At 72.3% G+C, this 21,671-nt stretch carries 28 protein-coding genes and 1 pseudogene; 14 read left to right on the forward strand and 15 right to left on the reverse strand.

What is annotated here, in order from left to right; genetic code table 11:
- Positions 1–119: 119 nt before the first annotated feature.
- Positions 120–785 (reverse strand): SGNH/GDSL hydrolase family protein, encoded by a 666-nt coding sequence (locus ACYVLJ_RS07895; RefSeq protein ID WP_460438202.1) that lies wholly within the window; start codon positions 783–785, stop codon positions 120–122.
- Positions 779–1,357 carry a TetR/AcrR family transcriptional regulator gene (locus ACYVLJ_RS07900; RefSeq protein ID WP_451971687.1) on the reverse strand — a complete coding sequence of 193 codons (579 nt, stop codon included), beginning with the start codon at positions 1,355–1,357 and terminating at the stop codon, positions 779–781. The genes ACYVLJ_RS07895 and ACYVLJ_RS07900 overlap by 7 nt, the downstream gene beginning before the upstream one ends.
- Positions 1,358–1,443: 86 nt before the next feature.
- Here ACYVLJ_RS07900 and ACYVLJ_RS07905 point away from each other — a divergent pair, with 86 nt between their 5' ends.
- The gene (locus ACYVLJ_RS07905; RefSeq protein ID WP_460438203.1) at positions 1,444–2,184 is read left to right on the forward strand and encodes an SDR family oxidoreductase; all 741 of its coding nucleotides are present in this window, start codon (positions 1,444–1,446) and stop codon (positions 2,182–2,184) included.
- Here the strand turns inward: ACYVLJ_RS07905 and ACYVLJ_RS07910 are convergent.
- On the reverse strand, positions 2,181–2,669 hold the full coding sequence (locus ACYVLJ_RS07910; protein ID WP_460438204.1) for a GbsR/MarR family transcriptional regulator: 489 nt from the start codon (positions 2,667–2,669) through the stop codon (positions 2,181–2,183). The genes ACYVLJ_RS07905 and ACYVLJ_RS07910 overlap by 4 nt on opposite strands.
- Before the next feature lie 93 nt (positions 2,670–2,762).
- Between ACYVLJ_RS07910 and ACYVLJ_RS07915 the strand changes: the two genes are divergently transcribed.
- Together ACYVLJ_RS07915 and ACYVLJ_RS07920 are read left to right on the forward strand one after the other, a co-directional pair.
- Complete coding sequence (locus ACYVLJ_RS07915; protein WP_460438205.1) at positions 2,763–3,659, forward strand: ABC transporter ATP-binding protein; 897 nt, start codon at positions 2,763–2,765, stop codon at positions 3,657–3,659.
- Positions 3,656–5,293, forward strand: a complete 1,638-nt coding sequence (locus tag ACYVLJ_RS07920) for an ABC transporter permease (RefSeq protein ID WP_460438206.1) — start codon at positions 3,656–3,658, stop codon at positions 5,291–5,293. Before ACYVLJ_RS07915 ends, ACYVLJ_RS07920 begins: the two co-directional genes overlap by 4 nt.
- On the opposite strand, the gene ACYVLJ_RS07925 is transcribed toward ACYVLJ_RS07920, so the two are convergent.
- Together ACYVLJ_RS07925 and ACYVLJ_RS07930 are read right to left on the reverse strand one after the other, a co-directional pair.
- A complete protein-coding gene (locus ACYVLJ_RS07925) occupies positions 5,290–5,691 on the reverse strand; it encodes a hypothetical protein (protein ID WP_451971673.1) in 402 nt (133 codons plus the stop codon). The two genes, ACYVLJ_RS07920 and ACYVLJ_RS07925, sit on opposite strands and share 4 nt — an antisense overlap.
- 38 nt (positions 5,692–5,729) lie before the next feature.
- The gene (locus ACYVLJ_RS07930; RefSeq protein ID WP_460438207.1) at positions 5,730–6,062 is read right to left on the reverse strand and encodes a hypothetical protein; all 333 of its coding nucleotides are present in this window, start codon (positions 6,060–6,062) and stop codon (positions 5,730–5,732) included.
- Positions 6,063–6,189: 127 nt separating this feature from the next.
- On the opposite strand from ACYVLJ_RS07930, the gene ACYVLJ_RS07935 reads away from it, so the two are divergent.
- Both ACYVLJ_RS07935 and ACYVLJ_RS07940 read left to right on the forward strand, forming a co-directional pair.
- Entirely contained in the window at positions 6,190–7,422 is a 1,233-nt protein-coding gene (locus ACYVLJ_RS07935) for an MFS transporter (protein WP_460438208.1), read from the forward strand.
- Between the two features lie 10 nt (positions 7,423–7,432).
- Positions 7,433–8,779, forward strand: coding sequence for a helix-turn-helix transcriptional regulator (locus tag ACYVLJ_RS07940; protein ID WP_460438209.1), 1,347 nt, complete (start codon positions 7,433–7,435; stop codon positions 8,777–8,779).
- Here ACYVLJ_RS07940 and ACYVLJ_RS07945 read toward each other — a convergent pair.
- Positions 8,753–9,313, reverse strand: coding sequence for a TetR/AcrR family transcriptional regulator (locus ACYVLJ_RS07945; RefSeq protein WP_460438210.1), 561 nt, complete (start codon positions 9,311–9,313; stop codon positions 8,753–8,755). The two genes, ACYVLJ_RS07940 and ACYVLJ_RS07945, sit on opposite strands and share 27 nt — an antisense overlap.
- Positions 9,314–9,409: 96 nt before the next feature.
- Here ACYVLJ_RS07945 and ACYVLJ_RS07950 point away from each other — a divergent pair, with 96 nt between their 5' ends.
- On the forward strand, positions 9,410–10,171 hold the full coding sequence (locus ACYVLJ_RS07950; RefSeq protein ID WP_451971658.1) for a nuclear transport factor 2 family protein: 762 nt from the start codon (positions 9,410–9,412) through the stop codon (positions 10,169–10,171).
- On the opposite strand, the gene ACYVLJ_RS07955 is transcribed toward ACYVLJ_RS07950, so the two are convergent.
- The 3 genes from ACYVLJ_RS07955 to ACYVLJ_RS07965 all read right to left on the reverse strand — a co-directional run bounded on the left by ACYVLJ_RS07955 (position 10,134) and on the right by ACYVLJ_RS07965 (position 11,849).
- The gene (locus tag ACYVLJ_RS07955) at positions 10,134–10,922 is read right to left on the reverse strand and encodes a metal-dependent hydrolase (protein ID WP_460438620.1); all 789 of its coding nucleotides are present in this window, start codon (positions 10,920–10,922) and stop codon (positions 10,134–10,136) included. The genes ACYVLJ_RS07950 and ACYVLJ_RS07955 overlap by 38 nt on opposite strands.
- A 59-nt stretch (positions 10,923–10,981) precedes the next feature.
- Entirely contained in the window at positions 10,982–11,335 is a 354-nt protein-coding gene (locus ACYVLJ_RS07960; RefSeq protein WP_086862300.1) for an STAS domain-containing protein, read from the reverse strand.
- A gap of 205 nt (positions 11,336–11,540) precedes the next feature.
- On the reverse strand, positions 11,541–11,849 hold the full coding sequence (locus ACYVLJ_RS07965; RefSeq protein WP_310968083.1) for a WhiB family transcriptional regulator: 309 nt from the start codon (positions 11,847–11,849) through the stop codon (positions 11,541–11,543).
- Between the two features lie 162 nt (positions 11,850–12,011).
- On the opposite strand from ACYVLJ_RS07965, the gene ACYVLJ_RS07970 reads away from it, so the two are divergent.
- From ACYVLJ_RS07970 to ACYVLJ_RS07980, 3 genes are all read left to right on the forward strand, one after another.
- Complete coding sequence (locus tag ACYVLJ_RS07970) at positions 12,012–12,428, forward strand: anti-sigma factor (protein ID WP_451971655.1); 417 nt, start codon at positions 12,012–12,014, stop codon at positions 12,426–12,428.
- Positions 12,425–13,204, forward strand: coding sequence for a sigma-70 family RNA polymerase sigma factor (locus ACYVLJ_RS07975; RefSeq protein WP_460438211.1), 780 nt, complete (start codon positions 12,425–12,427; stop codon positions 13,202–13,204). Before ACYVLJ_RS07970 ends, ACYVLJ_RS07975 begins: the two co-directional genes overlap by 4 nt.
- A 61-nt stretch (positions 13,205–13,265) precedes the next feature.
- Positions 13,266–13,685: an ATP-binding protein gene (locus ACYVLJ_RS07980; RefSeq protein WP_460438212.1), complete on the forward strand. Its 420-nt coding sequence runs from the start codon at positions 13,266–13,268 to the stop codon at positions 13,683–13,685.
- Here the strand turns inward: ACYVLJ_RS07980 and ACYVLJ_RS07985 are convergent, their stop codons facing one another.
- Positions 13,686–14,177 (reverse strand): MarR family winged helix-turn-helix transcriptional regulator, encoded by a 492-nt coding sequence (locus ACYVLJ_RS07985; RefSeq protein WP_460438213.1) that lies wholly within the window; start codon positions 14,175–14,177, stop codon positions 13,686–13,688. It abuts the gene before it with no gap.
- A gap of 41 nt (positions 14,178–14,218) precedes the next feature.
- Between ACYVLJ_RS07985 and ACYVLJ_RS07990 the strand changes: the two genes are divergently transcribed.
- Positions 14,219–15,193 (forward strand): aldo/keto reductase, encoded by a 975-nt coding sequence (locus tag ACYVLJ_RS07990; protein WP_460438214.1) that lies wholly within the window; start codon positions 14,219–14,221, stop codon positions 15,191–15,193.
- Between the two features lie 18 nt (positions 15,194–15,211).
- Entirely contained in the window at positions 15,212–15,850 is a 639-nt protein-coding gene (locus ACYVLJ_RS07995) for a nitroreductase family protein (RefSeq protein WP_460438215.1), read from the forward strand.
- 83 nt (positions 15,851–15,933) lie between these two features.
- On the opposite strand, the gene ACYVLJ_RS08000 is transcribed toward ACYVLJ_RS07995, so the two are convergent.
- From ACYVLJ_RS08000 to ACYVLJ_RS08020, 5 genes and pseudogenes are all read right to left on the reverse strand, one after another.
- Positions 15,934–16,791, reverse strand: a complete 858-nt coding sequence (locus ACYVLJ_RS08000; protein ID WP_460438216.1) for a glycoside hydrolase family 18 protein — start codon at positions 16,789–16,791, stop codon at positions 15,934–15,936.
- 157 nt (positions 16,792–16,948) lie between these two features.
- Positions 16,949–17,263, reverse strand: a pseudogene (locus tag ACYVLJ_RS08005) (cellulose binding domain-containing protein); the annotation flags it as partial.
- 10 nt (positions 17,264–17,273) lie between these two features.
- On the reverse strand, positions 17,274–18,023 hold the full coding sequence (locus ACYVLJ_RS08010) for a 3D domain-containing protein (protein ID WP_460438217.1): 750 nt from the start codon (positions 18,021–18,023) through the stop codon (positions 17,274–17,276).
- 146 nt (positions 18,024–18,169) lie between these two features.
- On the reverse strand, positions 18,170–18,808 hold the full coding sequence (locus ACYVLJ_RS08015) for an alpha/beta fold hydrolase (protein ID WP_460438218.1): 639 nt from the start codon (positions 18,806–18,808) through the stop codon (positions 18,170–18,172).
- A gap of 10 nt (positions 18,809–18,818) precedes the next feature.
- On the reverse strand, positions 18,819–19,499 hold the full coding sequence (locus ACYVLJ_RS08020) for an HNH endonuclease family protein (RefSeq protein ID WP_460438219.1): 681 nt from the start codon (positions 19,497–19,499) through the stop codon (positions 18,819–18,821).
- Positions 19,500–19,677: 178 nt separating this feature from the next.
- Here ACYVLJ_RS08020 and ACYVLJ_RS08025 point away from each other — a divergent pair, with 178 nt between their 5' ends.
- The 3 genes from ACYVLJ_RS08025 to ACYVLJ_RS08035 all read left to right on the forward strand — a co-directional run bounded on the left by ACYVLJ_RS08025 (position 19,678) and on the right by ACYVLJ_RS08035 (position 21,660).
- Positions 19,678–20,721 (forward strand): tetratricopeptide repeat protein, encoded by a 1,044-nt coding sequence (locus tag ACYVLJ_RS08025; RefSeq protein ID WP_460438220.1) that lies wholly within the window; start codon positions 19,678–19,680, stop codon positions 20,719–20,721.
- Between the two features lie 85 nt (positions 20,722–20,806).
- Positions 20,807–21,427, forward strand: a complete 621-nt coding sequence (locus tag ACYVLJ_RS08030) for a D-sedoheptulose-7-phosphate isomerase (RefSeq protein WP_451971630.1) — start codon at positions 20,807–20,809, stop codon at positions 21,425–21,427.
- On the forward strand, positions 21,424–21,660 hold the full coding sequence (locus tag ACYVLJ_RS08035; protein ID WP_451971627.1) for a HypC/HybG/HupF family hydrogenase formation chaperone: 237 nt from the start codon (positions 21,424–21,426) through the stop codon (positions 21,658–21,660). The genes ACYVLJ_RS08030 and ACYVLJ_RS08035 overlap by 4 nt, the downstream gene beginning before the upstream one ends.
- Positions 21,661–21,671 lie beyond the last annotated feature (11 nt).

Below are 21,671 nucleotides of genomic sequence, written 5' to 3' on the forward strand. Positions count from 1 at the left end.
CCGAACCCGGCACCCCCTGCCGTGTTCCTCTCTCCGTGCGTGGCTGCTCCACAGGACGCAGTGGCGGGAGGGCCAGATACACGAACGGCGAACTTTTTTTGAAGATCGACGCAGTGCCGCTAAGCGATCACGGGGAGTGCCAGGTTGCGCGCCCAGCGGGCGTATCCGGCGGGTCCGGGGTGGAAGTTGTCGCTCGCGAACGCCGTGGGGTCGAGCAGGGCGGGGTCCATCGGGACGTGCCGGACGCCGGGGACGCGGGCCAGCGCCGCGGCCGCTTCGTCGAGCGCGGCCGAACGCGCGGAAAGGACGTCTCGCAGCGGCCGCGGCAGGGCCGGGAACCGCGCCATCGGCGGCACCCCGGCCAGGACGACGTCGACCGGGCCGAGCCGCCGTCGCAGCTCGACGACCAGGCTCAGCAGGTCACGGCGGTAGCCCGCGGCCGTCCGGAGTTCGATGGTGTCGTTGACGCCGAGGGCGATCACCACCAGGTCGGCCGGGTGGACCAGCGGGACCAGTTCGTCGCGGACGGTCCTCGCGTTGGCGCCGGTCCGGCCGACCGCCTGCCAGCGCACGGCCCGGCCGCCGCGGGCCAGCTCGCGGGCGAGGCAGCCGGTGAGCGCTTCCTCGTGGGTGGCGGCGCCGACGCCGTCCACCGTGGACTCGCCGAGCACGGCCAGGCGGAACGGCTCGCCGTTCCCCGGCACGAGCCCTTCGGTCGGGCCCGCCGCACCGGGCAGCCGCGGGGTCTTCCGCTTGACGTACAGGGCTTGCGCGAGGATCACCATGTTCTCGAAGCTAGCGGTGCGCGAAGGCCGTCGACGACGACCGCGACGACCTTGGCCGCTCGGGCGTCCCACTCCGCCTCGGGGATCCGGGACAACGCGCCGAGCAGCAGGATGACGTCGGCGGCGTCGACCTCTTCGCGCACCTCACCGGCGGCTTTGCCGCGCTCGAGCACCGACTCGAGGGCGTCGTCGAGCCGGTGGTGCTGGTCCGCGTACAGGTCCTGCCAGGCCGACGCCTCGATCGCCGCCATGACCCCGCGTTTCACCCGCGCGTACTCGACCAGCCGCGCCAGCCAGTGGGTCAGGGCCACCAGCGGTGCGTGCTCGGCCAGCAGCGGGGCCACGGCGTCGACGAGCTGGGTGAGCTCGCTGCGGTACACCTCCGCCAGCAGGTGCTCGCGGGTCGGGAAGTGCCGGTAGAGCGTGCCCTGCCCGACGCCGGCCGCCTTGGCGACCGCGTGGAGCTTCAGCTCGGCGGCCGCGCCGTTGGACCGGCTCAGCTCGGCCCGCGCGGCCTCGACGATCCGGTCGCGGTTGGCGACCGCGTCCGACCGGCGCTCACGACCCGTCACAACACCTCCCGACAGCGAAGTGGACAACTGTCCGGTACGTTCGGAGGCGTAACCGGACAACTGTCAGCTTAGTGGAGGAGACCGCGATGAGCGGAGTGGACGGCAAGGTCGTCGCCATCACCGGCGCGAGCAGCGGCATCGGCGCGGCGACCGCGGAAGAACTCGCGGCCCGGGGTGCGGCGGTCGTGCTGGGCGCACGGCGGACCGATCGGCTCGACGCACTGGCCGAGCGGATCCGGGCCGGCGGCGGCCGGGCGGAGGCGCGGGCCGTCGACGTCACGAAGCGCGCCGACCTCGAGCGGCTGATGAGCCTCGCGGTGGACCGCTTCGGCCGCCTCGACGTCCTGGTCGCCAACGCCGGCGTCGCGCGGATCGCCCCGGTCGGCGACCTCGACGTCGACGACTGGGACGCGATGATCGACGTCAACCTGCGCGGCGTGCTGAACGGCATCGCCGCCGCGCTGCCGGTGTTCCGCCGCCAGGGCCGCGGGCACTTCGTCACGACGGTGTCGACGTCGGGGTTGAAGATCGTGCCGGGGCAGGCCGTCTACGCGGGCACGAAGAACGCCGTGCGCACGCTGCTGGAGGCCCTGCGCCAGGAGTCGACCGACGGGGTCGTCCGCACGACGTCCGTCTCGCCCGGGTACGTCCGCACCGAGCTCCTCGACCACATCGAGGAGCCCGGGCAGCGCGACCAGGCCCAGCAGGCCATGGCGGCGCTGGGCATCGGCCCCGACGCCGTGGCGCGGGCGATCGCGTTCGCCGTCGAGCAGCCCGACGACGTCGAAATCGGCGACCTCACCATCCGGCCCGCCCGGCAGGGTTAGGCGTTCTTCTCGTCGCGGAGCTTGTGCCAGCGCTCGTACATGCCGTTGAGCTCCACGAGCATGAACGACAGGAAGTCCCGCATCTCGGCGAGCCGCTGCCCGGCGGGCGTGTCCTCGCCGAGGGCGTCCATGCCGTTCTCGGCCGCGTCGCGCCACATGGTGATCATGCGGTCGCGCTTGAGGAACGTGGCGTACCAGAGGTCGTCGTAGAGGCGGTAGTGGTCGCGGCGCTCGCCGGGTTCGCGCTCCTTGGCGACCAGGCCGATCTGCTCGAGGAAGCGCACGGCGCCGGAGATGGCCGCCGGGCTGACCGACAGCTGCGAGGCGAGGTCGGCCGCGGTCAGCCGGCCTTCGTCGGTGGTCATCAGCGCGGCGAACACCCGCGCGGCCATGCGTTGCATCCCGATCTGCGAGAGCACGAGCGCGAGGCTCTCGACGTACCGGCGGACGGCGTCCTCATCCCGCTTCGTGTCAGGCGTCGTCATCCGGTCATCCTCTCGTACCACCCCAGCAAGATCACTCCATCTAGACATTTTCTTAACTTCACAACTTTGTGAAACCAGTGTAGCTTCCGAAGCATGGAAAACGCCATCGCGATCTCCGGCCTGCACAAAGCGTTCGGCCGGACTAAGGCCTTGGACGGCCTTGATCTGCAGGTACCCGCTGGGGAGGTGCACGGTTTCCTGGGCCCGAACGGCGCCGGGAAGTCGACCACCGTCCGGGTGCTGCTCGGCTTGCTCCACGCGGACTCGGGGGATGTCCGGCTGCTCGGCGGCGACCCCTGGAAGGACGCCGCGAGCCTGCACCACCGCTTGGCCTACGTGCCCGGCGACGTCAACCTCTGGCCCAACCTCTCCGGCGGCGAGGTGATCGACCTGCTCGGGCGCCTGCGCGGCGGCCTCGACGAGAAGCGCCGCGCCGACCTCGTCGAGCGGTTCGACCTCGACCCGAAGAAGAAGGGGCGGACGTACTCGAAGGGCAACCGGCAGAAGGTCGCCATCGTCGCCGCGCTCGCGTCCCGGGTCGACCTGCTGATCCTCGACGAACCGACGTCCGGCCTCGACCCCCTGATGGAGGCGACGTTCCAGTACGCCATCCAGGAGGAGCGCGAGCAGGGCCGGACCGTGCTGCTCTCCAGCCACATCCTCGCCGAGGTCGAAGCCCTGTGCGACAAAGTCAGCATCATCCGCAACGGCAAGACCGTCGAGTCGGGCACGCTCGCCGAGCTGCGGCACCTGACCCGGACGTCGATCACCGCCGAGCTGGCCGGCCCGCCGAACGGCCTGACGAAACTGGCGAACATCCACGACCTCAAGGTCGAGGGCAACCGCGTCCGGTTCGACGTCGAAACGCGCTCGCTCGACGAGGCCCTGCGCCACCTGACCGAGGTCGGCGTCCGGAGCTTGGTCAGCCAGCCGCCGACGCTGGAAGAGCTGTTCCTGCGGCACTACACCACCGAGGCGAGCGCGAAATGACCGCGACCCTTTCGCGCGCCGAAGCCGACGTCGCGCCGGCCCACGAGCTGGCCGGCACCTGGCACCTCACCCGGCTCGCGCTGCGCCGCGACCGCGTGGTCCTGCCGATCTGGATCGTGCTGCTCAGCATCGTCCCCGCCAGCACGGTCAACACCTTCACGCAGTTCTACCCGACCGTCGCCGACCGGCTGGCCCTGCAGGCCGGCGCGAACACGAACCCGTCGTACGCGCTGCTCTACGGGCCGCCGTTCGACCTGACCACGGCCGGCGGGTTCATCGCCTGGCGCATGTGCGGGTTCCTCGCGCTGCTGACCGGGCTGATGGTGGTCTTCACGGTCACCCGGCACACGCGCGCCGAGGAGGACACGGGCCGCGCGGAACTGCTCGCGTCCGCGGTCGTCGGCCGGTACGCGGCGCTGACGGCGTCGCTGCTCGTGGCCGGCGGGGCGAGCGTGCTGATCGGGCTGGTCCAGGCGGTCAGCATGATCGGCGCCGGCCTGCCCGCGGCGGGTTCGGTCGCCTTCGGCGCGTCGGAAGCGTTGGCGGGCCTGGTGTTCACGGCCGTCGCGGCGGTCGCCGTCCAGCTCGCCGAGTACTCGCGCACGGCCAACGGGATCGGCACCGCCGTCGTCGGCGCGGCCTTCCTGCTGCGCGGTGCCGGAGACTCCACTGTGGACGCTCGCTGGCTGTCGTGGCTCTCGCCGATCGGCTGGGTGCAGCAGGTCCGCGCGTTCGCGGGCGAACGCTGGTGGGTCCTGCTGCTGCCGGTGGCCCTCACGCTCGTCGTCGGCGCGGCCGGGTACTGGCTGCTCCCCCGCCGCGACGTCGGCGTCGGCATCCTGCCGCCGCGGCCGGGCCCGGCGCGGGCGGCGGCGAGCCTGCGGTCCCCGCTCGCGCTCGCCTGGCGGCTGCACCGCGGCCCGCTGCTCGGCTGGACCGTCGGCACGGCCGTGGTCGGCGCGGTGTTCGGCTCGATCGCCAGCGGCATCGGCGACCTCGTCGGCTCGAGCCCGCAGGCACAGGAGATCTTCGAACGGCTCGGCGGCAGCCACGCGCTGACGCAGGCGTTCCTCGCCGCGATGGCCGGGATGTTCGCCATGGTCGCGTCGCTGTACGGCGTCCAGGCCGTGCTGCGAATGCGGGGCGAGGAGACGGCGAACCGCCTGGAACCGGTGCTGGCCACCAGCGTCGGCAGGCTGCGCTGGGCGGGCAGTCACCTGGTGTTCGCCTTCTTCGGCACGGCGTTGCTGCTGCTGGCCGGCGGCGTGTTCATGGGCCTGGCCAACGGCCTGCGCACGCACGACGTCGGCGGCTCGATCGGCGACGCGCTGTCCGGCATGCTCGTCCAGCTGCCCGCGGCCTGGGTGGTCGTCGCGCTGGCGGTGGCGATCTTCGGGCTGCTGCCCGCGTACTCGGCGGCGGCGTGGGCGGTCGGCGCGCTGGCGCTGCTGCTCAGCCTGTTCGGCCCGGTCGTGAACCTGCCGCAGGCGGTGCTGGACATCTCGCCGTTCCAGCACCCGCCGAAGCTGCCCGGCCAGGAGCTCGTCGCGACCCCGCTCGTGTGGCTCATGGCGGTCGCGGTCGTCGCGCTGGTCGCCGGGCTCGCCGGCTGGCGGCGCCGGGACGTCGGCTAGCGCGGCCGGATCTCCCGGTCGGGCCCGGCCACGACCTGAGCCTGCGGCCCCGCCTTCCCGCAGGCGGGGCCGCCCGGTTCGGTGAAGGCCGGGGTGACGACCGTGGTGTGCGGCTTGCCGTCGTCGAAGCGGACGGTGACCTTGACCGGCTCGGCCCGCAGGCCGGGAATGTCGGCGAAGCCCTGCAGGCCCCCGGTCGCGTCGTCGGGCCGCAGGTCCACCCGGCGCGTGACGCACTGGTCGCCCCAGCAGGCGTCGAGCGTGGCGCGGGTGATGCCCGCCGGGTCCGGGACGGTCAGGCCGATGCCGATCGGCGTGCCGATCGCCAGGCACGCGACCTCCGGCGCCGAGCACCCGGCCACGAGCACGACCGCCGCGATCCACGGAATCCTTCGCATACCGACCAGACGGAGTCAGCGGCCGGCCGGTTGCCTCCTCAGTCGCGCCACCCGCTGGTCAGCGGCAACGCGGGCGTCGTCGAGGTCGGGGTGGCCGAAGTCGGCGATGGCGGTGTCACGGTCACTTGGACGACGCTCGTGGTGGTGGACGGCGCCGGCGTGTCGACCGAGGTGACGGTGGACGGCGGCACGGAGGCGGTCACGGTGACCGGCACGGCGGGAACGGTGCTGGTCGGCGGGGCGACGACGACGTTTTCGGCGGGCCGGGGTGCCGTCCGGCCGGCGACGAGCAGCGCGGCCACCAGCAACCCGGTGGCAAAACCCGCCAGCCCGGTCACCGCGGCGGAGTCCCAAGCAGTACGGCGACCCATCCCGGCACCCCCTCGCCACGCGCAGCGCAGGTTCGAGGACTAACTCGCGTTGATCATATCTTCTGTTACAGAACGTGCACCTTGAGTCTAGTTGACGCAACTTTGTTGAGCGTGGCACGTTGGGATCATGGGGGCACTGGGGAACCGCGACTTCCGCCGGCTCTGGCTCGCCGACCTGGCGAGCCAGCTCGGCAGCCGGATCGACGTGCTGGCGGTCCCCCTGCTCGCCACCACGGTGCTCGGCGCTTCCGTCTTCGAGGTCTCCCTGCTGCGGACCGCGGAAACCCTCCCCTACCTGGTGCTCGGCCTGCAGGTCGGCGCGTGGTGCGACCGGGTGCGCCACCGCCCGCTGCTGATCGCGGCCGACGTCGGGCGCGCGGTTCTGATCGCATCGATCCCGGTGGCCGCGCTGTTCGGCGTGCTCGGGCTGGCCCACCTGCTGGTCGTCGTGCTCGGGGTCGGGCTGTTCGGGGTGTTCTTCGACATCGCCCACCAGACCTACGTGCCGCGACTGGTGCCGCCCGGGCAGCTGCCGGACGCGAACGCGCGCCTGCAGACGAACCTGTCGATGGCGGCGGTCGCCGGCCCCGGCCTGGCCGGGCTGATCATCCAGGCGCTCGGCAACGCCGCGGCACTGGCCGTCGACGCCGTCAGCTACCTCTGGTCGGCGCTCTGGCTACGCCGGATCGAGACCCCGGACGTGCGGCCCGAGCCCGGGCCGCGCCGGCTGTGGCGCGAGATCGGCGACGGCCTGAAGGTGGTCCGCGGCGACCGCGTGCTGCGGGCGATCAGCCTGCACGGCGCGGTGTCCAGCCTCTTCCAGTCCGTGCACCTCGCCATCGTGATCGTCTTCCTCGCGCGCGACGTCGGGCTCTCGGCGTGGGCGATCGGGCTGCTCGGCACGTCGACGCTGACCGGTGCCCTCGCCGGCGGGCTGACCGCGCAGCGCATCGGACGGCGGATCGGCGGTGCGCGGGCGCTGGTGGGTGCGGCCGTGCTCTACGGCGTGGCGTACCAGCTCTACCCGTTCACCGGACCGGGCTGGGCGCTCGCGTGCTACGTCGTCGCCGGGTTCTTCGCGTCCTTCGGCGTCATCGTGCTGAACGTGTTCGAGATGAGCTTCCAGCAGGCCGTCGCGCCCCCGGCGCTGCTGGGCCGGGTCAACTCGATCACGCACACGCTGATCCTCGGCGCGGTCCCGCTCGGCAGCCTCCTCGGCGGCGCCCTGGCCAGCGCGTTCGGCATGCGGGTGACGCTGCACGTCGCCGCGGCCGGCGTCCTCGCGTCGGCCGCGTTCCTGGTGTGGTCGCCGCTGCGGAAGCTGCGCGACCTGAACGGCGTCTCAGCGGGCGGGTCTTAACTTCGAGGCCATGGACGAAAGCGCGCGGGCCGGCCGGCTGGCCGAGGCGGCCCATTCCGCGTGGAAGGCCGGAAACCCGGCCCGGGCGCGGCGGCTCCTCGACGTCATGGCCTCGACGGTCCCCGAGCCCGTCGCGCGGCCCCAGGCAGGTCGGCTGCGCGGGCTGATCGAGCTGTACAGCGGCAACCTCGCCGCGGCGCAGGACCACCTGACGCGGCTCGCGGGTCACGTGGAGCCGAGCCACGCCGCGCGCCTGCTGTTCCTGGCCATCGACGCGGCCCACCACCGCGACCGCTGGGACGACGTCCTCGAGCTGGCGAAGCGGATCACGGCGCTGCCGTGCGAACCCGGCTTCCACGTCCTGGCCGAGCTGCTCGCCGGCGACCGCGAGACGCCGGACCCGTGGCAGATCCTCGACGCGGTACCGGACACGCTCACCGAGCGGCACGCGCACCGCTGGCTCGTCACGATGGCGATCAGCCGCCGCGGCCCGCACCGGCAGGCGACCCGGGAGTTCGGGCTCGTCGCGGCGGAACGGTTGCGCGCCAACGGAATCCTCGCCCTGCACGCGGTGCTGCTGGTCTGGCTGGCGGACCTCGAACTCGACCTGGGCCGCTGGGCCGACGCGCAGGCGCACGCGGAGGAGGCCCTGCGCACCGCGGCCGAGCAGCACGTGACGTCGGCCGACGCCCACGCGGTCCTGGCCCGGCTCGCGGCCCTGCGCGGGGACGCCACGGCGTGCCGCCGGTACGCGGAGCGCGTGCTGCGCGCGGCGCCGGCCCAGGACAACGCGCTGGCTGCGGCCCAGGCCCGGTGGGCAGTGGGCTCGCTGCACCTCTCGCGCGGCGAATTCGCCGAGGCGGCCGAACGGCTTTCGGCACTCGGGCACCGGGACGTGGTCGCTGCCGCGGCGATCGACCGCGCCGACACGGAGTCGGCCCGGGCCGCCGCGCCGGGCCACCGGGACGTCGCCGCTGCGGCGATCGACCTGCCCTTCGAGCAGGCGCGCAGGCGGCTCCGGGAGGGGCAGCGGCTGCGCCGGGAAAAGCGCGTCACCGAGGCGAAAGGTCCGCTGCGGGCCGCGCTCGAGACGTTCGAAAGCCTCGGCGCGGCCGAGTGGGCGGCGACCGCGGGCCGGGAGTTGCGCGCGACCGGGGCGGCCGTGCCGGGGACCGGGCAGCTGACGACGCAGGAGCGTCAGGTGGCGGAGCTGGCGGCGGCCGGGCTGTCGAACCGGGAGATCGGCGCGCGGCTGTTCCTCAGCCCGCGGACCGTCGGCTACCACCTGTACAAGCTGTTCCCGAAGCTCGGCATCGCCAGCCGGGCGCAGCTACGCGACGTCGCCTTCTCCGGCTGACGCGCGCAGCCCGTCGACGACCACGCGCACCAGGTGGCGGCTGCCCGGCGAATACCGCTCGACGGCCAGGCAGCCGACGATGAGCGCCCGCAGGTCGTCGCCGTCGATGTCCCGTCGGACGGTGCCGGCTTCCTGGGCGCGGGCAAGCAGTTCCGCCAGGGCCGCGCGGAACTCGTCGCCCGCGCCGGCCTTGAAGGCGTGCCCGCTCGACTCGGCGAGGGCGTCGCAGATGGCGCGGTTGAGCGAAGCCTGCTTGATGACGCGGACGAAGTAGTCGAGGAAGACCTCGCCGGGGTCCGCGGCGCCGGTGAGCCCGCGGGCCTCTTCGGCGAACTGCTCGATGCGCTCGAGCACGACGGCCTGGAAGAGCGCTTCCTTGCTGGGGAAATGCCGGTAGACGGTGCCGGCGCCGACGCCGGCCAGCCGCGCGATGTCGTCCAGCGGCACGGCGAGCCCGTCGGCGGCGAACGCCTCTTCGGCGGCAGCCAGGACCTTGGCCCGGTTGCGCCGCGCGTCCGCGCGCATCTTCTCCATGTTCGTCTCCTCGTTGACAACCGGAACGCGCGCTCCGTATCGTCGTAAGCGGGTGCACCGTTCCGATTCAACGTCCAGTCTTCCAGGAGAATTCCGATGCCACGCACCGTGCCCGAAATCGCCACCCGCGTCCGGGAAGGGATGTCCACGCTGGACACCACGCCGTTCGCGGACCTCTTCGCCGCCGACGCCGTGTACGAGCTGCCGTTCCTCGGTCAGCGCACCGAAGGCCGGGACGCGATCGTCGCGGAACTCGACGCGGCCGGTGTGCGGGCGCGCGCCCTGGGCGTGACGGAAGCCCAGGTCACGGCGCAGGTGACGGAATCCGGGTTCGTTCTCGAACTCGCGGTGTCCGGCCGGCCGTCGTCGGTCGGCGTGGTCACGGTGGCCGGCGGGGAGATCACGGCCTACCGCGACTACCCGAACCTCTCCCTCGCCTCGCTGCGCACGCGCGAGGTGTTCGACCGCTTCCTGGCCGCGAGCGTCGAAAACCGCTGGGACGACCTCGCCGACTGCTACGCCGAAGACGTCGTCCTCGAAATGCCGTTCACGCTGCCCGGAGCACCGCGGGTGACCCACGGCCGCGAGGAGCTGCGCCGCCGGTTCCGCCGCGCGGGCGCGGCCCGCCGCGTCACGAAGGCCGGCAACGTCGTGGTGCACGAGACGGCCGATCCGGCGGTGCTCGTCGCCGAGTTCGACCTCCACCAGGAAATGGGCGGCGAAAGCTTCGTCGTCCCCTACGTGATGGTGATGACCGTCGAGGACGGCCTGATCGCGCACACCCGCGACTACACCGACACCGCGGCCGCGGCGGACCGGCTCAAGGCGTGGTCGCCTGCTGGGACGCCGGCGGGATGAACAGGCGCTCGAACGTGCTGACGCCGTAGTCCCACACCCCCGGCACCAGCAGCACCGCCAGCACCGCGAACACCGGGAAGACGAGCCGCTTCTCGACCTTCTTGCCGGTCTTGAACCGCAGGGCCTTCGGCGGGCCCAGCTCGTACCAGGTCTCGCCGGCGATGGGGATCGGGAAGAGGAACGGGCAGCCGGACTCGGTCAGCGCGTCGCCGAGGCAGTGGGTCAGGCAGCCGGCCGCCACCGCGACGCCCAGCCAGCCCGTGATGGACGCCAGCTCGCCGGCCCGGTCGGGCGGCGCCGTGAAGAACCACCAGGCGATCGCGGCGCCGCTCACCGGCAGCAGCCAGTCGCCCAGCGCACCTTCGGCCAGCATCAGCCCGAAGACCACCACGCCGACGACGGCCCACGGACCGCCCGCCTCGGTGCCCCACGACGTCAACGCGCCGAGGCCGGCCGCGAACAGGACCGTGTGGGACAGGTGGCGGTGCTGGCCCGTCACCTTCTCGTCGCGCGGGCCCTTCGTCAGCGCGTAGAACGCCGCCGAGACGCGGCGCAGCAGCCACGACAACGCGCCCGTCAGCCAGCCGAGGAGCTTGGACGCGCTCGCGCCGGGGTGGTCCAGGTCGGGCAGCAGGGCGAAACCCGCCGTCGTGGCGGCGAAAACCACCGCCTGGTGCACCGAACCCGCCCCGACCGCGGGCGCCAGGGCCAAGCCCGCGCACCAGCCGGTCAGGGCGTGCGTCCGCCCCATCATCGTGCCGCCCCCAAGGTCCCCGCACCGAACTCGGTCCGCGGAACCGTAGCGGGCGGTCAGGCTTGGGGGTCCTCCGACACGCTCAGGTGTTCGGCCACGCCGGTGAGCTCGATCACGCGGCTCACGGCGGGGCTCGGGACGACCTCGAGCTCGACGTCCTGCTCGCCGGCCTGGCGTTGTGCGCGCAGCACCACGTTCAGCGCGGAGGAATCGAAGAAGGTCACCCCGGTCAGATCGGCCACGACCCGCTGCGCCCGCTTGTCCGCGATCAGCCCCGCCAGGGCCTCCTGCAGCTGCGGGCTGGTCAGCAGGTCGAGCTCGCCGGTGACCACCACCCGGGGCTCCGTCGCGTCGGTGTCCAGCGTGATGCCGAACCCGGGCGGGGTGGCGTTCTGGTCGGCTGCGGGCATGCAGTTTCTCCTCGTCAGGCGCTGCTCCTGCGCCGGGTACGCGCCTGTTGTCTCAAGCGGCAACCGTGTCACCGTGCCTTCCCAAGCTCTCGCGGGGCACGGTCAAGGCAACTCCGGGGCCAACCCTAACCCAGGAAGCGGCCGAGCCCGCCACGGCCGCCGCCCTTTCGCGCGGACTGTTCACGTGCGATCGGATCCTGCCTGGTCAGTGCGCACTCACGGCCTTCCGCGCCGCCCGCCGCTGGCGCAGGAACAGCTGCCGCCGTTCGATCTCGCCGAGGCCGCCCCAGATGCCGTAGGGCTCCTGTACCGTCATCGCGTGCGTGCGGCACTGGGCCAGGACCGGGCAGGTCTGGCAGATGGCCTTGGCCCGGGACTCGCGCCGCTCCCGCGCCGAACCCCGTTCGTTGTCCGTGTGGAAGAAAAGGCTGCTGTCCGCGCCCCGGCACGAACCGCGCAGCTGCCATTCCCACTCTTCAGCAACCACGTTGGGCAGCCGGCTGACGTCAGCCATGTCGTCCCTGCCTTTCCCAGGTCAATCATGTCGATCGCTACATGCCCGCCGGTGCAGCGGATCAAACCCGGGTTTGGTTTGCTCACCCCACGGGCATCTCGCGACCGGGCGTGAAGAGGACACCGCCGAACCCTGGAGCGCGAGCCGGAGAAAGGAACAACCGTGGAGGACAACGCCCCGCTCGTGCCGGAAGGCGCGCAGGTCATCGAGGTGCGGACGGCCGCGATCCCGCACGTCGTGCCGACGTTGCGCACCATCGTGGCGGACATCGCGATGCGCCAGGACTTCGACTTGGACGCCGTCGAGGACCTCCGGATGGCGGTGGACGAAGCCTGCTCGCTGCTGCTCCCCGCCAGCTCGGACGGCAAGCTGACCTGCACGTTCTCGTGGAACGGGCCGCGCATCGAGGTTTCGGTTTCGGTCTTTTCGGACACTCCGGACCACGAAGACGACACCGGCCTGTCGTGGCAGCTGCTCACCGCGCTCGCGACGTCGGCCCAGCGCACGGTGACGCCCGAGGACGGCCGCTACCTGTCCCGGGTCGACCTCGTCCGGGAGAGCCAGGCGGCGGACTCGTGACCGACCCCGCCGAGCGCGGCGAGGACGCTCTCGACGTCGGCGCCCTGTTCACCCGGCTCGCCGCGTTGCCGGCCGGCTCCCCGGAGCGGGAGACCATCCGGGACACGCTGGTGCGCGGCCACCTCGAGCTGGCGCGCAACCTCGCCCGGAAGTTCCGCAACCGCGACGAGGCGATGGAGGACCTGGTCCAGATCGCCACGGTCGGGCTCATCCACGCCGTCGACCGGTTCGACCCCGGCCAGGGCACCGACTTCCTGGCCTTCGCCGTCCCCACCATCTCCGGCGAGCTGCGCCACCACTTCCGGGACAACAGCTGGTCGGTGCGGGTGCCGCGGCGGCTCAAGGAGCTGAACGCCAACATCTCCGCCGCGCGCGAGGAGCTCACGGTGCAGCTTTCGCGCGCACCGAAGCCCAGTGAGATCGCCGCCCGGCTCGGTGTGCCCATCGAAGACGTCTACGAGGGCCTTCGCGCTGGTCAGGGCCGCTACGGCGCGTCGCTCGACCACCTGCTGGAGAACGCGGCGCACACCCGGTTCGGGGCACCGGACGCCGAGCTCGGCCAGGCCGAGCTGCGCGAGGCGCTGCGCCCGATGCTGGAGAGCCTGCCCGACCGGGAGCGCAAGATCGTCGCGCTGCGGTTCGGCTCCGGGATGAGCCAGTCGGACATCGCGCGCCGCGTCGGGGTCTCCCAGATGCAGGTGTCGCGGTTGCTGGCTGCGACCTTGAAGAAGCTGCGTTCGGGCCTGAACGAATCCGAGCTCGCCGACGGCACCTGATTAGCCGTTCGCGCGCGTGGGTACCTCGCGGACGGTACCGGACTCACTGGGAGGGGGACCGATGACGACGTCGAAGCTGCCGCAGCGCCCGGCTGTGCCCGCCGCGCCGCTCACGGTGCTCCTGCCGGCCGACGTCACGGCCCCGGCGCGGGCGCGGCACGAGGTCCGCTCCGCCATGCTCGGCCTGGGGTTCACCGAGCCGCAGCTGGACGACGTGCTGCTGGCGACGTCCGAGCTGGTCACGAACGCCTTCGAACACGGCGAGTGCCCCCAGGCGCTTGAGCTGGCGTACGCGGACGGACGGCTCACGCTGCGGGTGTACGACACCGGTTCCCTGCTGCCCGAGCTGCGGGCGCCGTCGCCGGCGCAGGCCCGCAGCCGGGGGCTCGTCCTGGTCCAGGCGCTGTCGGAGGACTGGGGCTTCGAACGCTGCCCCGGCGGCAAGTTCGTCTGGGCGGTCTTCCGCGTCCCCGGCGCCTGATCAGGGGCCCAGGAGCTCCCGCGCGGCGCCGGTCTCCCCGATCCGCTGCCGGAACGGCTTCCGCTCCAGCGCCTCGACGATCGCGTCCAGCACCCCGCGCAGCGGGTACGGCAGCTCGGCCTCCAGCGCCTCGGACGCCTCGGTCGTCGCCGTCCACTCCGCCTCGATCAGCGGCAGGAGTCCTCGGGTCTTGTCGGTGAGCGACACGATCCGCTGCCGCGCGTCGGCGCCGGGTTCGAGGGCGACGAGCCCGGCGCGGTTCATCTGCGCGACGGTCTGGCTCGCCGCCGAGTGCGTCACGCCCATCTCCGCGGCGAGCTCCCGGATGGCCAGCGGACCGTGCGCGAGCAGCGCCCGCACCACCGGCGAGTACCGCGGGCGGTAGTCGTCGAGACCGATGTCGGCAAGGAACGTCGCGACGTCGGCCTCAAAGATCTCGAGGACGTGCCGCATCCGGGTCCCGAGTCCGTCCGGACCCGACGTCATGGCCATGACGGCCGATCATAGGCGGGGCCGTGTGCTTGGATCGCGGCATGGAGAACCGGAAGATCGCCCGGCTGGGCCGCGAGGTGTCCGTCGTCGGGCTCGGGTGCTGGCAGCTGGGCGCGGACTGGGGCGAGGTCGACGAGCAGGACGCGCTGGCGGTGCTGCACGCGGCCGCCGACGCCGGCGTCACGTTCTTCGACACCGCCGACGTCTACGGCGACGGCCGCAGCGAGCGGCTGGTCGGCCGCTTCGCCGCCGGGCGCGACGTGTTCGTGGCGACCAAGATGGGCCGCCGGGTCGAGCAGGTGCCGGAGAACTACGTCGCGGCGAAGTTCCGCGAGTGGAACGACCGGTCGCGCCGCAACCTCGGCGTCGACACGCTCGACCTCGTCCAGCTGCACTGCCCGCCGACGCCGGTGTACTCGTCGGACGCGGTGTACGACGCACTGGACGAGATGGTCGCCGAAGGCCGGATCAAGGCGTACGGCGTGAGCGTGGAGACCTGCGAAGAGGCCCTGACGGCGTTGGCGCGGCCGAACGTGGCGTCCGTCCAGATCATCCTGAACTGCCTGCGGCTCAAGCCCCTCGAGCGCGTGCTGCCCGCCGCGGCGGAGGCGGGCGCGGGGATCATCGCGCGCGTGCCGCTGGCGTCGGGCCTGCTGTCCGGGCGCTACACGGCGGCCACGACGTTCGCCGCCGACGACCACCGCACCTTCAACCGCCACGGCGAGGCGTTCGACGTCGGCGAGACGTTCGCGGGCGTGCCGTTCGAGGTCGGGCTGGAGGCGGTCGAGCGGCTGCGCGGGCTGGTGCCCGAAGGGCAGACGCTGGCGCAGTTCGCGTTGCGCTGGATCCTCGACCAGCCGGGCGTGAGCACCGTGATCCCGGGCGCGCGCAACGCTTCGCAGGCCACGGCGAACACGGTGGCGGCTGCGCTTCCGCCGTTGTCCGCGGAGGCGCTCGACGGCGTCCGCGCCACGTACGACGAGCTCGTCCGGCCGCTCGTGCACGATCGCTGGTAGTCCCGGCATGATGGGCCGATGATGACGCCCGAAGAGCTCCTGACGACCACCCGGACGGTCCGCAAGCGCCTGGACTTCGACCGGCCGGTCCCGCTCGACCTGGTGAAACACTGCGTGCAGGTGGCACTGCAGGCGCCGAGCGGCTCGAACACCCAGCGCTGGCAGTGGCTGGTGGTCACCGACGCCGGCCAGCGGGCGGCGCTCGGGCGCATCTACGGCCGCGCGTGCCACGAGTACCTGGCGTCCCCGAACGCGGCGGGCAAGCAGTTCGCCGACGATCCTTCGCGGGCCGCGGTGCAGCAGCGGGTCGGCAGCAGCGTCGAGTACCTGGCCGACCGGATGGGTGATGTCCCGGTGCTGGTGGTCCCGTGCCTGGAGACGGCGTCGGCGGAGCTGCCGGAGGGCAACCAGGCGGGGCTGTGGGCCTCCTTGCTGCCTGCCGTGTGGAGCTACATGCTGGCGGCCCGGTCCGTGACCCTGGGCACGGCGTGGACGACGCTGCACCTGAAGTACGAGCAGGAAGCGGCGGAAGTCCTGGGGCTGCCGAAGAACGTCCACCAGGCGGCGCTCATCCCGACGGCGTTCTACACGGGCGACACCTTCAAGCCGGCCGCGCGGCAGCCGCTGGAAGACGTGCTGCACCTCGACCGCTGGTGAGGCACCGCCCATGAAGGCCTCCTCGCCGGGGCAGGGGGGACGTCGGCGAGGAGGCCTTCACGGCCTTTCGGCGGGCGGGAGGCTCAGCCGGTGTAGGCCTTGAAGATGTTCGTGAACTCGTACTGCGACTGGGAAATCCCGGAGCAGTTCGGGACCGCGCCGCCCCCGGGGCAGCCGCCGTTGTCGCGGCCGACCGACCAGAAGCCGATGCTCGCCACGTGGTTGGCCTGGGCGAACGACAGCAGCTGCCGGGCCGCCGCCTGGTCCGTGATCGGGCCCGTGTCGTTGCGGCCGATCATCGGGGTCAGGCCCAGGAGGCCCTTGATCTCCGAGTCGGACTTCGCCGGCCAGATCGTCTTCAGCTGGCCCAGTGTCGCGGTGGCCGCCGAGACCAGCGCGTCGCCCCAGGAACCGCTGTAGCCGAAGTCCATCAGCATCGGGTTGACCACCACGGTCAACCCGCGCGAAGCCGCGTCCTGCAGGATCTGCACCGAGAACGGGTCCATCCCGTAGTCCTGGCCCTGGATCCGCATCGTGTAGCTGATGTGCGTACCGCGTTGCTGCTGCAGCCTGAGCAGGGCCTGGTTGACCGTCGCGGTCGGGATCGACGCCTCGACGTCGACGTCCAGGCTGTTGCTGCCCACCGCGTCCAGGACCTTCACGTACGCGTCGTAAAGCGCGTCCACCGAGCCGCAGACGTTCTCCAGGTACGGGCCGAGCGCGCCGCCCGTCGCCACCGTGACCCCGCCGCCGAGCGACCGCAACGCGGTGACGTCGTTGATGATCCGCGAATCCAGCAGCGGCACCGTGCCGCCCCACTGCGGGTCGCAGCCGAGGCTGCTGCCGAGCGCGAAGGCGAGCGTGAAGTTCTTCTGGCCGGTCGCGTTCGCCACCGAAACCAGCGACGGCGTCGCCATCGTGATGTCGATGTACGGCGACACGCGCGCACTGCCCCCGCTCGGCGGCGGCGTGGTGGTGGTCGTCGGCGGCGGGGTCGTGGGCGTGGTGGTCGTGGTCGGGGGGGACCGTGGTGCCGGTGCACGGCCGGCCGTTGAGCGTGCAGTTCGCGGGCAGGCCGCTGCCGCTCACGAGGAAACCGAAGCTCGTCGACGCGCCCGCGGCGACCGAGCCGTTGTACTCCCGGTTGGCGAACGAGTGGTGCGTGCCGCTCGGGGTGTCGAGCGCGTCCCAATAGGACCCGAGCGTCGAGCCGGCCGGCAGGTCGAACTCCAGCTTCCAGCTCGTCAACGCGGACGTGCCCGCGCTGATCGTGTACTTGGCCTGGTAGCCGGAGCCCCAGTCGGAGTCCTTGGCGAACGCGGCCGAAGGTGCGGTGGCGGCCGTCGCGGGCGAGACGACGAGCACCGTCGCCGCGGAGAGGATCGTCGCGGCGAGCGCGAGCTTGGCTTTCACGGCACTCCTCTCAGCGCACGGTCAGGGTGAGCCGCTGGATGCCCCAGGCGTCGGCCTGCGCGCCGGGGAGCCAGACGTCGACGATGTCGTCCTTGATCCAGCTGCCGATGTCCGCCGCGTAGCACTCGCCGTAGCCCGGCACCGAGAACCTGGTGCCCCACGGGATGTTCCGCGCGTCGACGGCGCAGAAGCCCGGGCCGGCGTTGTAGCCGAGCGCGGTCTGGGCGACGTCGTTGTAGGACGTGACGCGGTAGGTCAGCGTGGTGCCGGCCGGGATGCGGTAGGCGGCGAGGTGGTTGCCGCTGTCGAGGCGGTAGGCCGTCGAGATCTGGCCGAGCGAGCCGGGCGAGTTGTCCTCGGCCGTCATCGCGTAGAGCTGGTAGTTCGCGTTCTGGCACGGGCTCGCGTCGGTCACCGTGAGCGTCGGCTGGCCCCAGTCGCTGATCCACTGCAGGGCCTGGCCGTTGCGGAACGCGCGGTAGGCCTTCGCGCCGGGGACGCGGGCGAAGGTGAAGGTGACCTTGCCGTCGCTGCCGAGGCCGCCGGTGACGGAACCGGGTGCGGGCAAGCGGTTGCTGACGTCGACCGCGCCGACGAGCGTGCCGGGGCCGTGCCCGCCGGTGACCGGGCGGTCGGGGATGGTGCCCTGGTAGAAGTGCTGGCAGGCGGGCAAAGCGGCCGCCGACGCGGGTGCCGCCGGAGCGACGAGGAGACCGCCGGCGGCGACCGCCGCGAGCGTGAGGACCCTGGCGAAGCGCATGACGAGGAACCTCCATGGTGGGGACCGGGGTGGAGGTGACGCAGGTGGGGAGGCGCGGGTTCGCCGCTGAAAAAGACGTTAAGTGGCCTGGACCACACAGTCAATAGGTCTAGACCTTTAAGTTTTCCGCTACCCGATCGGCGCAGTCAGAGGTAGCTCACCAGCCGGCCGGCCAGCTCGGCCGGGTGGCTCAGGGGCACGCAGTGCGGGCCGTCGATCTCGTCCGGGGTGACGCCGAGCCGCTCGACGGCCACCCGGCGCTGGAAGTCCGGCGTGAAGAACCGGTCGTCGCGGCACAGCAGCACCCGGGTCGGGACGTCCGGGTGGGCCGGCAGCGGCCACGGCTCGTCCCACTCCTTGCTCACCTGGTCGCGCCCGCGCGCCTGGCACTCCTCGGCGAGCGACGCGGGGACGCCGTTGAAGAACTGCTCGGCCTCGCTCAAGCCCGTGGGTGCCGAAAAGCCCGTGGCGGACCACCACCGCCCCGGCGGCTCGGCCGGCGCCGGGATCATCCCGGCCAGGTACACCAGCAGCCGCGCCTGAACCTTCTCCGCGACCAACGGCGCGGTGAACCCGCCGTACGAATGCCCGACGACGGCGACGTCCGAGGCGTCGCCCAGGGCCGCCAGCACCGCGTCGGTGAACGCGGTCAGCCCGGCCGCCCGATCGGTGATCGGCAGGTCCGGCGCGACGAAGCCGTGGCCGCGCGCGACCAGCTCCGGGCCGAGCAGGTGGAAGTCCCAGCCGCTGCCGCCGCCCCCGTGGACCAGCGCGAAGGTCGTCATGCCGGCCAGCTCAGCAGCGGCGCAGCATGTCCGTCAAGGCGGTCTTCTCGGGCTGCGTGACGGTCAGCCCGTAGTAGTGCTTGACCACGATCCAGTCGGTCGCGTAGGTGCACCAGAACGACACCAGCGGCGGCTTCCACTGGTCGGGTGCCTTGTCGCTCTTCTGCTGGTTGAGGTTGTCGGTGACGGCGAACAACTGCGGCCGGATCAGGTCGTTGGCGAACTGCTCGCGCTTCTCGGTCGTCCACGTCTTCGCACCGCTCGCCCAGGCCTGCCCGAGCGGGACCATGTGGTCGATGTCGAGGTCGGTCGCCTTCGTCCAGGTCTCGTTGTCGTAGACGCTGGTCCACGTCCCGGACGTCGCCCTGCAGTCCTTGTCGGTCTTGACGTCCTTGCCGGCGCGCTTCAGCACGACTTCGCGGGTGTCACAGCCCGACCCCTGGCTGTCCCAGTGCGGGAACTTCTCGCGGGAGTAGCCGTCCATGGACGTCCGGTCGGCGATCTTCAGCTCCCCGAGCTGCTTCTGCGCGTCGGCCGCGTTGACCGGAACCGGTGCCGAGGACGACGACGGCGGCGGGGTCGCGCCGGAGCTCCGGCTCGTCGCCCAGTAGCCGAAGAGGGCGATCGCCAGGACCGCGACTACCAGCAGAGATCGCTGCGTCACGCTGAGCCGAAAGCCGCGGGCCGCCAAGATTTTCTCCTCTCACCTGCGCGTGCGCGCGGCGTAGTCTCACCCGTGCCGGCCTGGGAAAACCGCGCCGACACGACGACCTGGCGCGAATGTGACCTCGCCCACCCACAGCGGAGGTGTCACACCGAGCCGATCATCTGCGACTACCGGAGCAGGACCCATCCGGAGGGAGCAGCCGATGCCCGGCCGGCTCAAGAAGTTCGACGAGTTCTTCCAGCGCAAGGCCGCCGAGGGCGGCAACGTCGTCGCGATGGCGCGGATGGGCTCCGCGATGCGCGAGCGCGGGGATCTCGCCGAGGCCGAGGCGTGGTTCCGCAAGGCCGCGATGGGGGGCGACCGCGTCTCGATGACGTCGCTGGCGCACCTGCTCGCCGAGCGCGGGGCCCGGGACGAAGCCGAGCGCTGGTACCACGAAGCGGCGCTGGCCGGCGAGCCGCACGGGATGCTCAACCTCGCCCGGTCCTACGAACGGCGAGGCAAGCGCGAAGACGCCCAGCACTGGTACAGCGAGGCGGCCCACACCGGCGACCTGCCCTCGATCGCCGCGCTCGGGCACATCCTCCGCGAGCAGGGCCGGCCCGAAGAGGCCGAGTCGTGGCTGCGGCAGGCCGCCGAATCCGGGATCACCGGCGCGATGATCGACCTCGGCATGGTGCTGCGCGACCGCGGTCAAGCCGCCGAAGCGGCCCGCTGGTGGCGCTCGGCCGTGCTGGCCGGGGACCTCGCGGCGACCTGCCAGCTCGGCAGGCAGGCGGAGCGCCTCGGCAGACCCGGCGACGCCGAAGCGTGGTACCGCCAGGGTGCGCTCGGCGGCCACGTGGAGGCGATCGTCCGGCTCGGGCTGCTGCTGCACCGGCGCGGCGACCTCGAAGAAGCGGAGAACTGGTACCTCGACGCCGCCGAGCGGGGCGACCCGGCGGCGATGACCAACCTGGGGGTGCTCGCCCGCAACCGCGGCGACGAAGGCGAGGCCGGCGCCTGGTACCGCAAGGCCGCCGAACACGGCAGCGTCCCCGCCCTCACCAACCTCGGCCACCTCGCCGAACACCGCGACGACCTCGCCGAAGCGGAGCAGTGGTTCCGCCGGGCCGCCGACACGGGCGACGTCCAGGGCATGCTCAGCCTGGCGCGGATGCTGCGGTCGAGGGGCGCCGCCCACGAGGCCGAACAGTGGTTAGCCCGGGCGGAGCACGTCCAGGACGACCGAGAGCACCACTTCTGACCGATCGATCTATTGTGTGATCCAACTCACAGCTCTAGCCTGGGTGGGCTCCCACCGCCGAGCCATCGCTGAGGAAGTGTGCCGCGTGTCGTGGTCACCGAATCACCCGGACTCCGTCGACGCCCTCTTCGAGCGCCGCAAGACACCCGTGCTCGCCCTGGCCGAGGACGCCAGGACGGTGGCCGAGGCGTGCCACGGCATGGCCCGCCGCTTCCACCGCGGCGGCAAGCTCGTGGTGTTCGGCAACGGCGGCCCCAGCACCGACGCCCAGCACGTCGCGGTGGAGTTCGTCCACCCGGTGATCGTCGGCAAGCGCGCACTGCCGGCGCTCTCGCTGACCGCCGACGTCGCGACGGTCACCGGCGTCGCCAACCGCGTCGGCCTCGAAGACGTCTTCGCCCACCAGCTGCGGATCATCGCCGACCCGGCCGACATCGCGCTGGGCATCTCCACCGACGGCGGGTGCGCGAACGTCCGCCGCGCCCTCGAAACCGCCCGGGACCTCGGGATGCTCACCGTCGCGCTGACCGGCGGCGACGGCGGGGCGATCGCCCGCACCCCCGGCCTCGACCACGTGCTCGTCGCCCGTTCGACCGACCCGAGGGTCGTCAAGGAGGTCCACGTGACCACCTACCACGTGCTGTGGGAGCTGGTGCACGTCTTCTTCGAGCAACCCGGCGTGCTGACCCCGGAGGTGGCGTCGTGAGCGCCCGTGACGCCGACAGACCAGCCGGCCCCGTCTGTCACGACGGGGTCTGCATCACCTGCTCCGACACCGCGGTCGAGGTGACCGTGGTCGAGCTCCTCGAGCACGAGCTCGCTGTCGTGGACACCGGATCCACCCGGGAAGAGGTCAGTGTGGCGCTGGTCGAGGCCGGCGTCGGCGACCGCATCCTGGTGCACGCCGGGGAAGCCATCGCACGCTTGGAGAAGTCCTAAGCCGCGGGAGA

Source organism: Amycolatopsis stemonae, from assembly GCF_054781455.1.

What these genes read in the sequence shown, in the direction of transcription:
- ACYVLJ_RS07910 (WP_460438204.1), bottom strand. Translation starts at nt 2,669, where the DNA reads ATGACGACGCCTGACACGAAGCGGGATGAGGACGCCGTCCGCCGGTAC.
- ACYVLJ_RS07905 (WP_460438203.1), top strand. Translation starts at nt 1,444, where the DNA reads ATGAGCGGAGTGGACGGCAAGGTCGTCGCCATCACCGGCGCGAGCAGC.
- ACYVLJ_RS08015 (WP_460438218.1), bottom strand. Translation starts at nt 18,808, where the DNA reads ATGACGACCTTCGCGCTGGTCCACGGGGGCGGCGGCAGCGGCTGGGAC.
- ACYVLJ_RS07945 (WP_460438210.1), bottom strand. Translation starts at nt 9,313, where the DNA reads ATGGAGAAGATGCGCGCGGACGCGCGGCGCAACCGGGCCAAGGTCCTG.
- ACYVLJ_RS08010 (WP_460438217.1), bottom strand. Translation starts at nt 18,023, where the DNA reads ATGCGCTTCGCCAGGGTCCTCACGCTCGCGGCGGTCGCCGCCGGCGGT.
- ACYVLJ_RS07985 (WP_460438213.1), bottom strand. Translation starts at nt 14,177, where the DNA reads ATGGCCATGACGTCGGGTCCGGACGGACTCGGGACCCGGATGCGGCAC.
- ACYVLJ_RS07980 (WP_460438212.1), top strand. Translation starts at nt 13,266, where the DNA reads ATGACGACGTCGAAGCTGCCGCAGCGCCCGGCTGTGCCCGCCGCGCCG.
- ACYVLJ_RS07955 (WP_460438620.1), bottom strand. Translation starts at nt 10,922, where the DNA reads ATGGGGCGGACGCACGCCCTGACCGGCTGGTGCGCGGGCTTGGCCCTG.
- ACYVLJ_RS07930 (WP_460438207.1), bottom strand. Translation starts at nt 6,062, where the DNA reads ATGGGTCGCCGTACTGCTTGGGACTCCGCCGCGGTGACCGGGCTGGCG.
- ACYVLJ_RS07960 (WP_086862300.1), bottom strand. Translation starts at nt 11,335, where the DNA reads ATGCCCGCAGCCGACCAGAACGCCACCCCGCCCGGGTTCGGCATCACG.
- ACYVLJ_RS08025 (WP_460438220.1), top strand. Translation starts at nt 19,678, where the DNA reads ATGCCCGGCCGGCTCAAGAAGTTCGACGAGTTCTTCCAGCGCAAGGCC.
- ACYVLJ_RS07920 (WP_460438206.1), top strand. Translation starts at nt 3,656, where the DNA reads ATGACCGCGACCCTTTCGCGCGCCGAAGCCGACGTCGCGCCGGCCCAC.
- ACYVLJ_RS07990 (WP_460438214.1), top strand. Translation starts at nt 14,219, where the DNA reads ATGGAGAACCGGAAGATCGCCCGGCTGGGCCGCGAGGTGTCCGTCGTC.
- ACYVLJ_RS07925 (WP_451971673.1), bottom strand. Translation starts at nt 5,691, where the DNA reads ATGCGAAGGATTCCGTGGATCGCGGCGGTCGTGCTCGTGGCCGGGTGC.
- ACYVLJ_RS07965 (WP_310968083.1), bottom strand. Translation starts at nt 11,849, where the DNA reads ATGGCTGACGTCAGCCGGCTGCCCAACGTGGTTGCTGAAGAGTGGGAA.
- ACYVLJ_RS07935 (WP_460438208.1), top strand. Translation starts at nt 6,190, where the DNA reads ATGGGGGCACTGGGGAACCGCGACTTCCGCCGGCTCTGGCTCGCCGAC.
- ACYVLJ_RS07950 (WP_451971658.1), top strand. Translation starts at nt 9,410, where the DNA reads ATGCCACGCACCGTGCCCGAAATCGCCACCCGCGTCCGGGAAGGGATG.
- ACYVLJ_RS07940 (WP_460438209.1), top strand. Translation starts at nt 7,433, where the DNA reads ATGGACGAAAGCGCGCGGGCCGGCCGGCTGGCCGAGGCGGCCCATTCC.
- ACYVLJ_RS07895 (WP_460438202.1), bottom strand. Translation starts at nt 785, where the DNA reads ATGGTGATCCTCGCGCAAGCCCTGTACGTCAAGCGGAAGACCCCGCGG.
- ACYVLJ_RS07995 (WP_460438215.1), top strand. Translation starts at nt 15,212, where the DNA reads ATGATGACGCCCGAAGAGCTCCTGACGACCACCCGGACGGTCCGCAAG.
- ACYVLJ_RS07915 (WP_460438205.1), top strand. Translation starts at nt 2,763, where the DNA reads ATGGAAAACGCCATCGCGATCTCCGGCCTGCACAAAGCGTTCGGCCGG.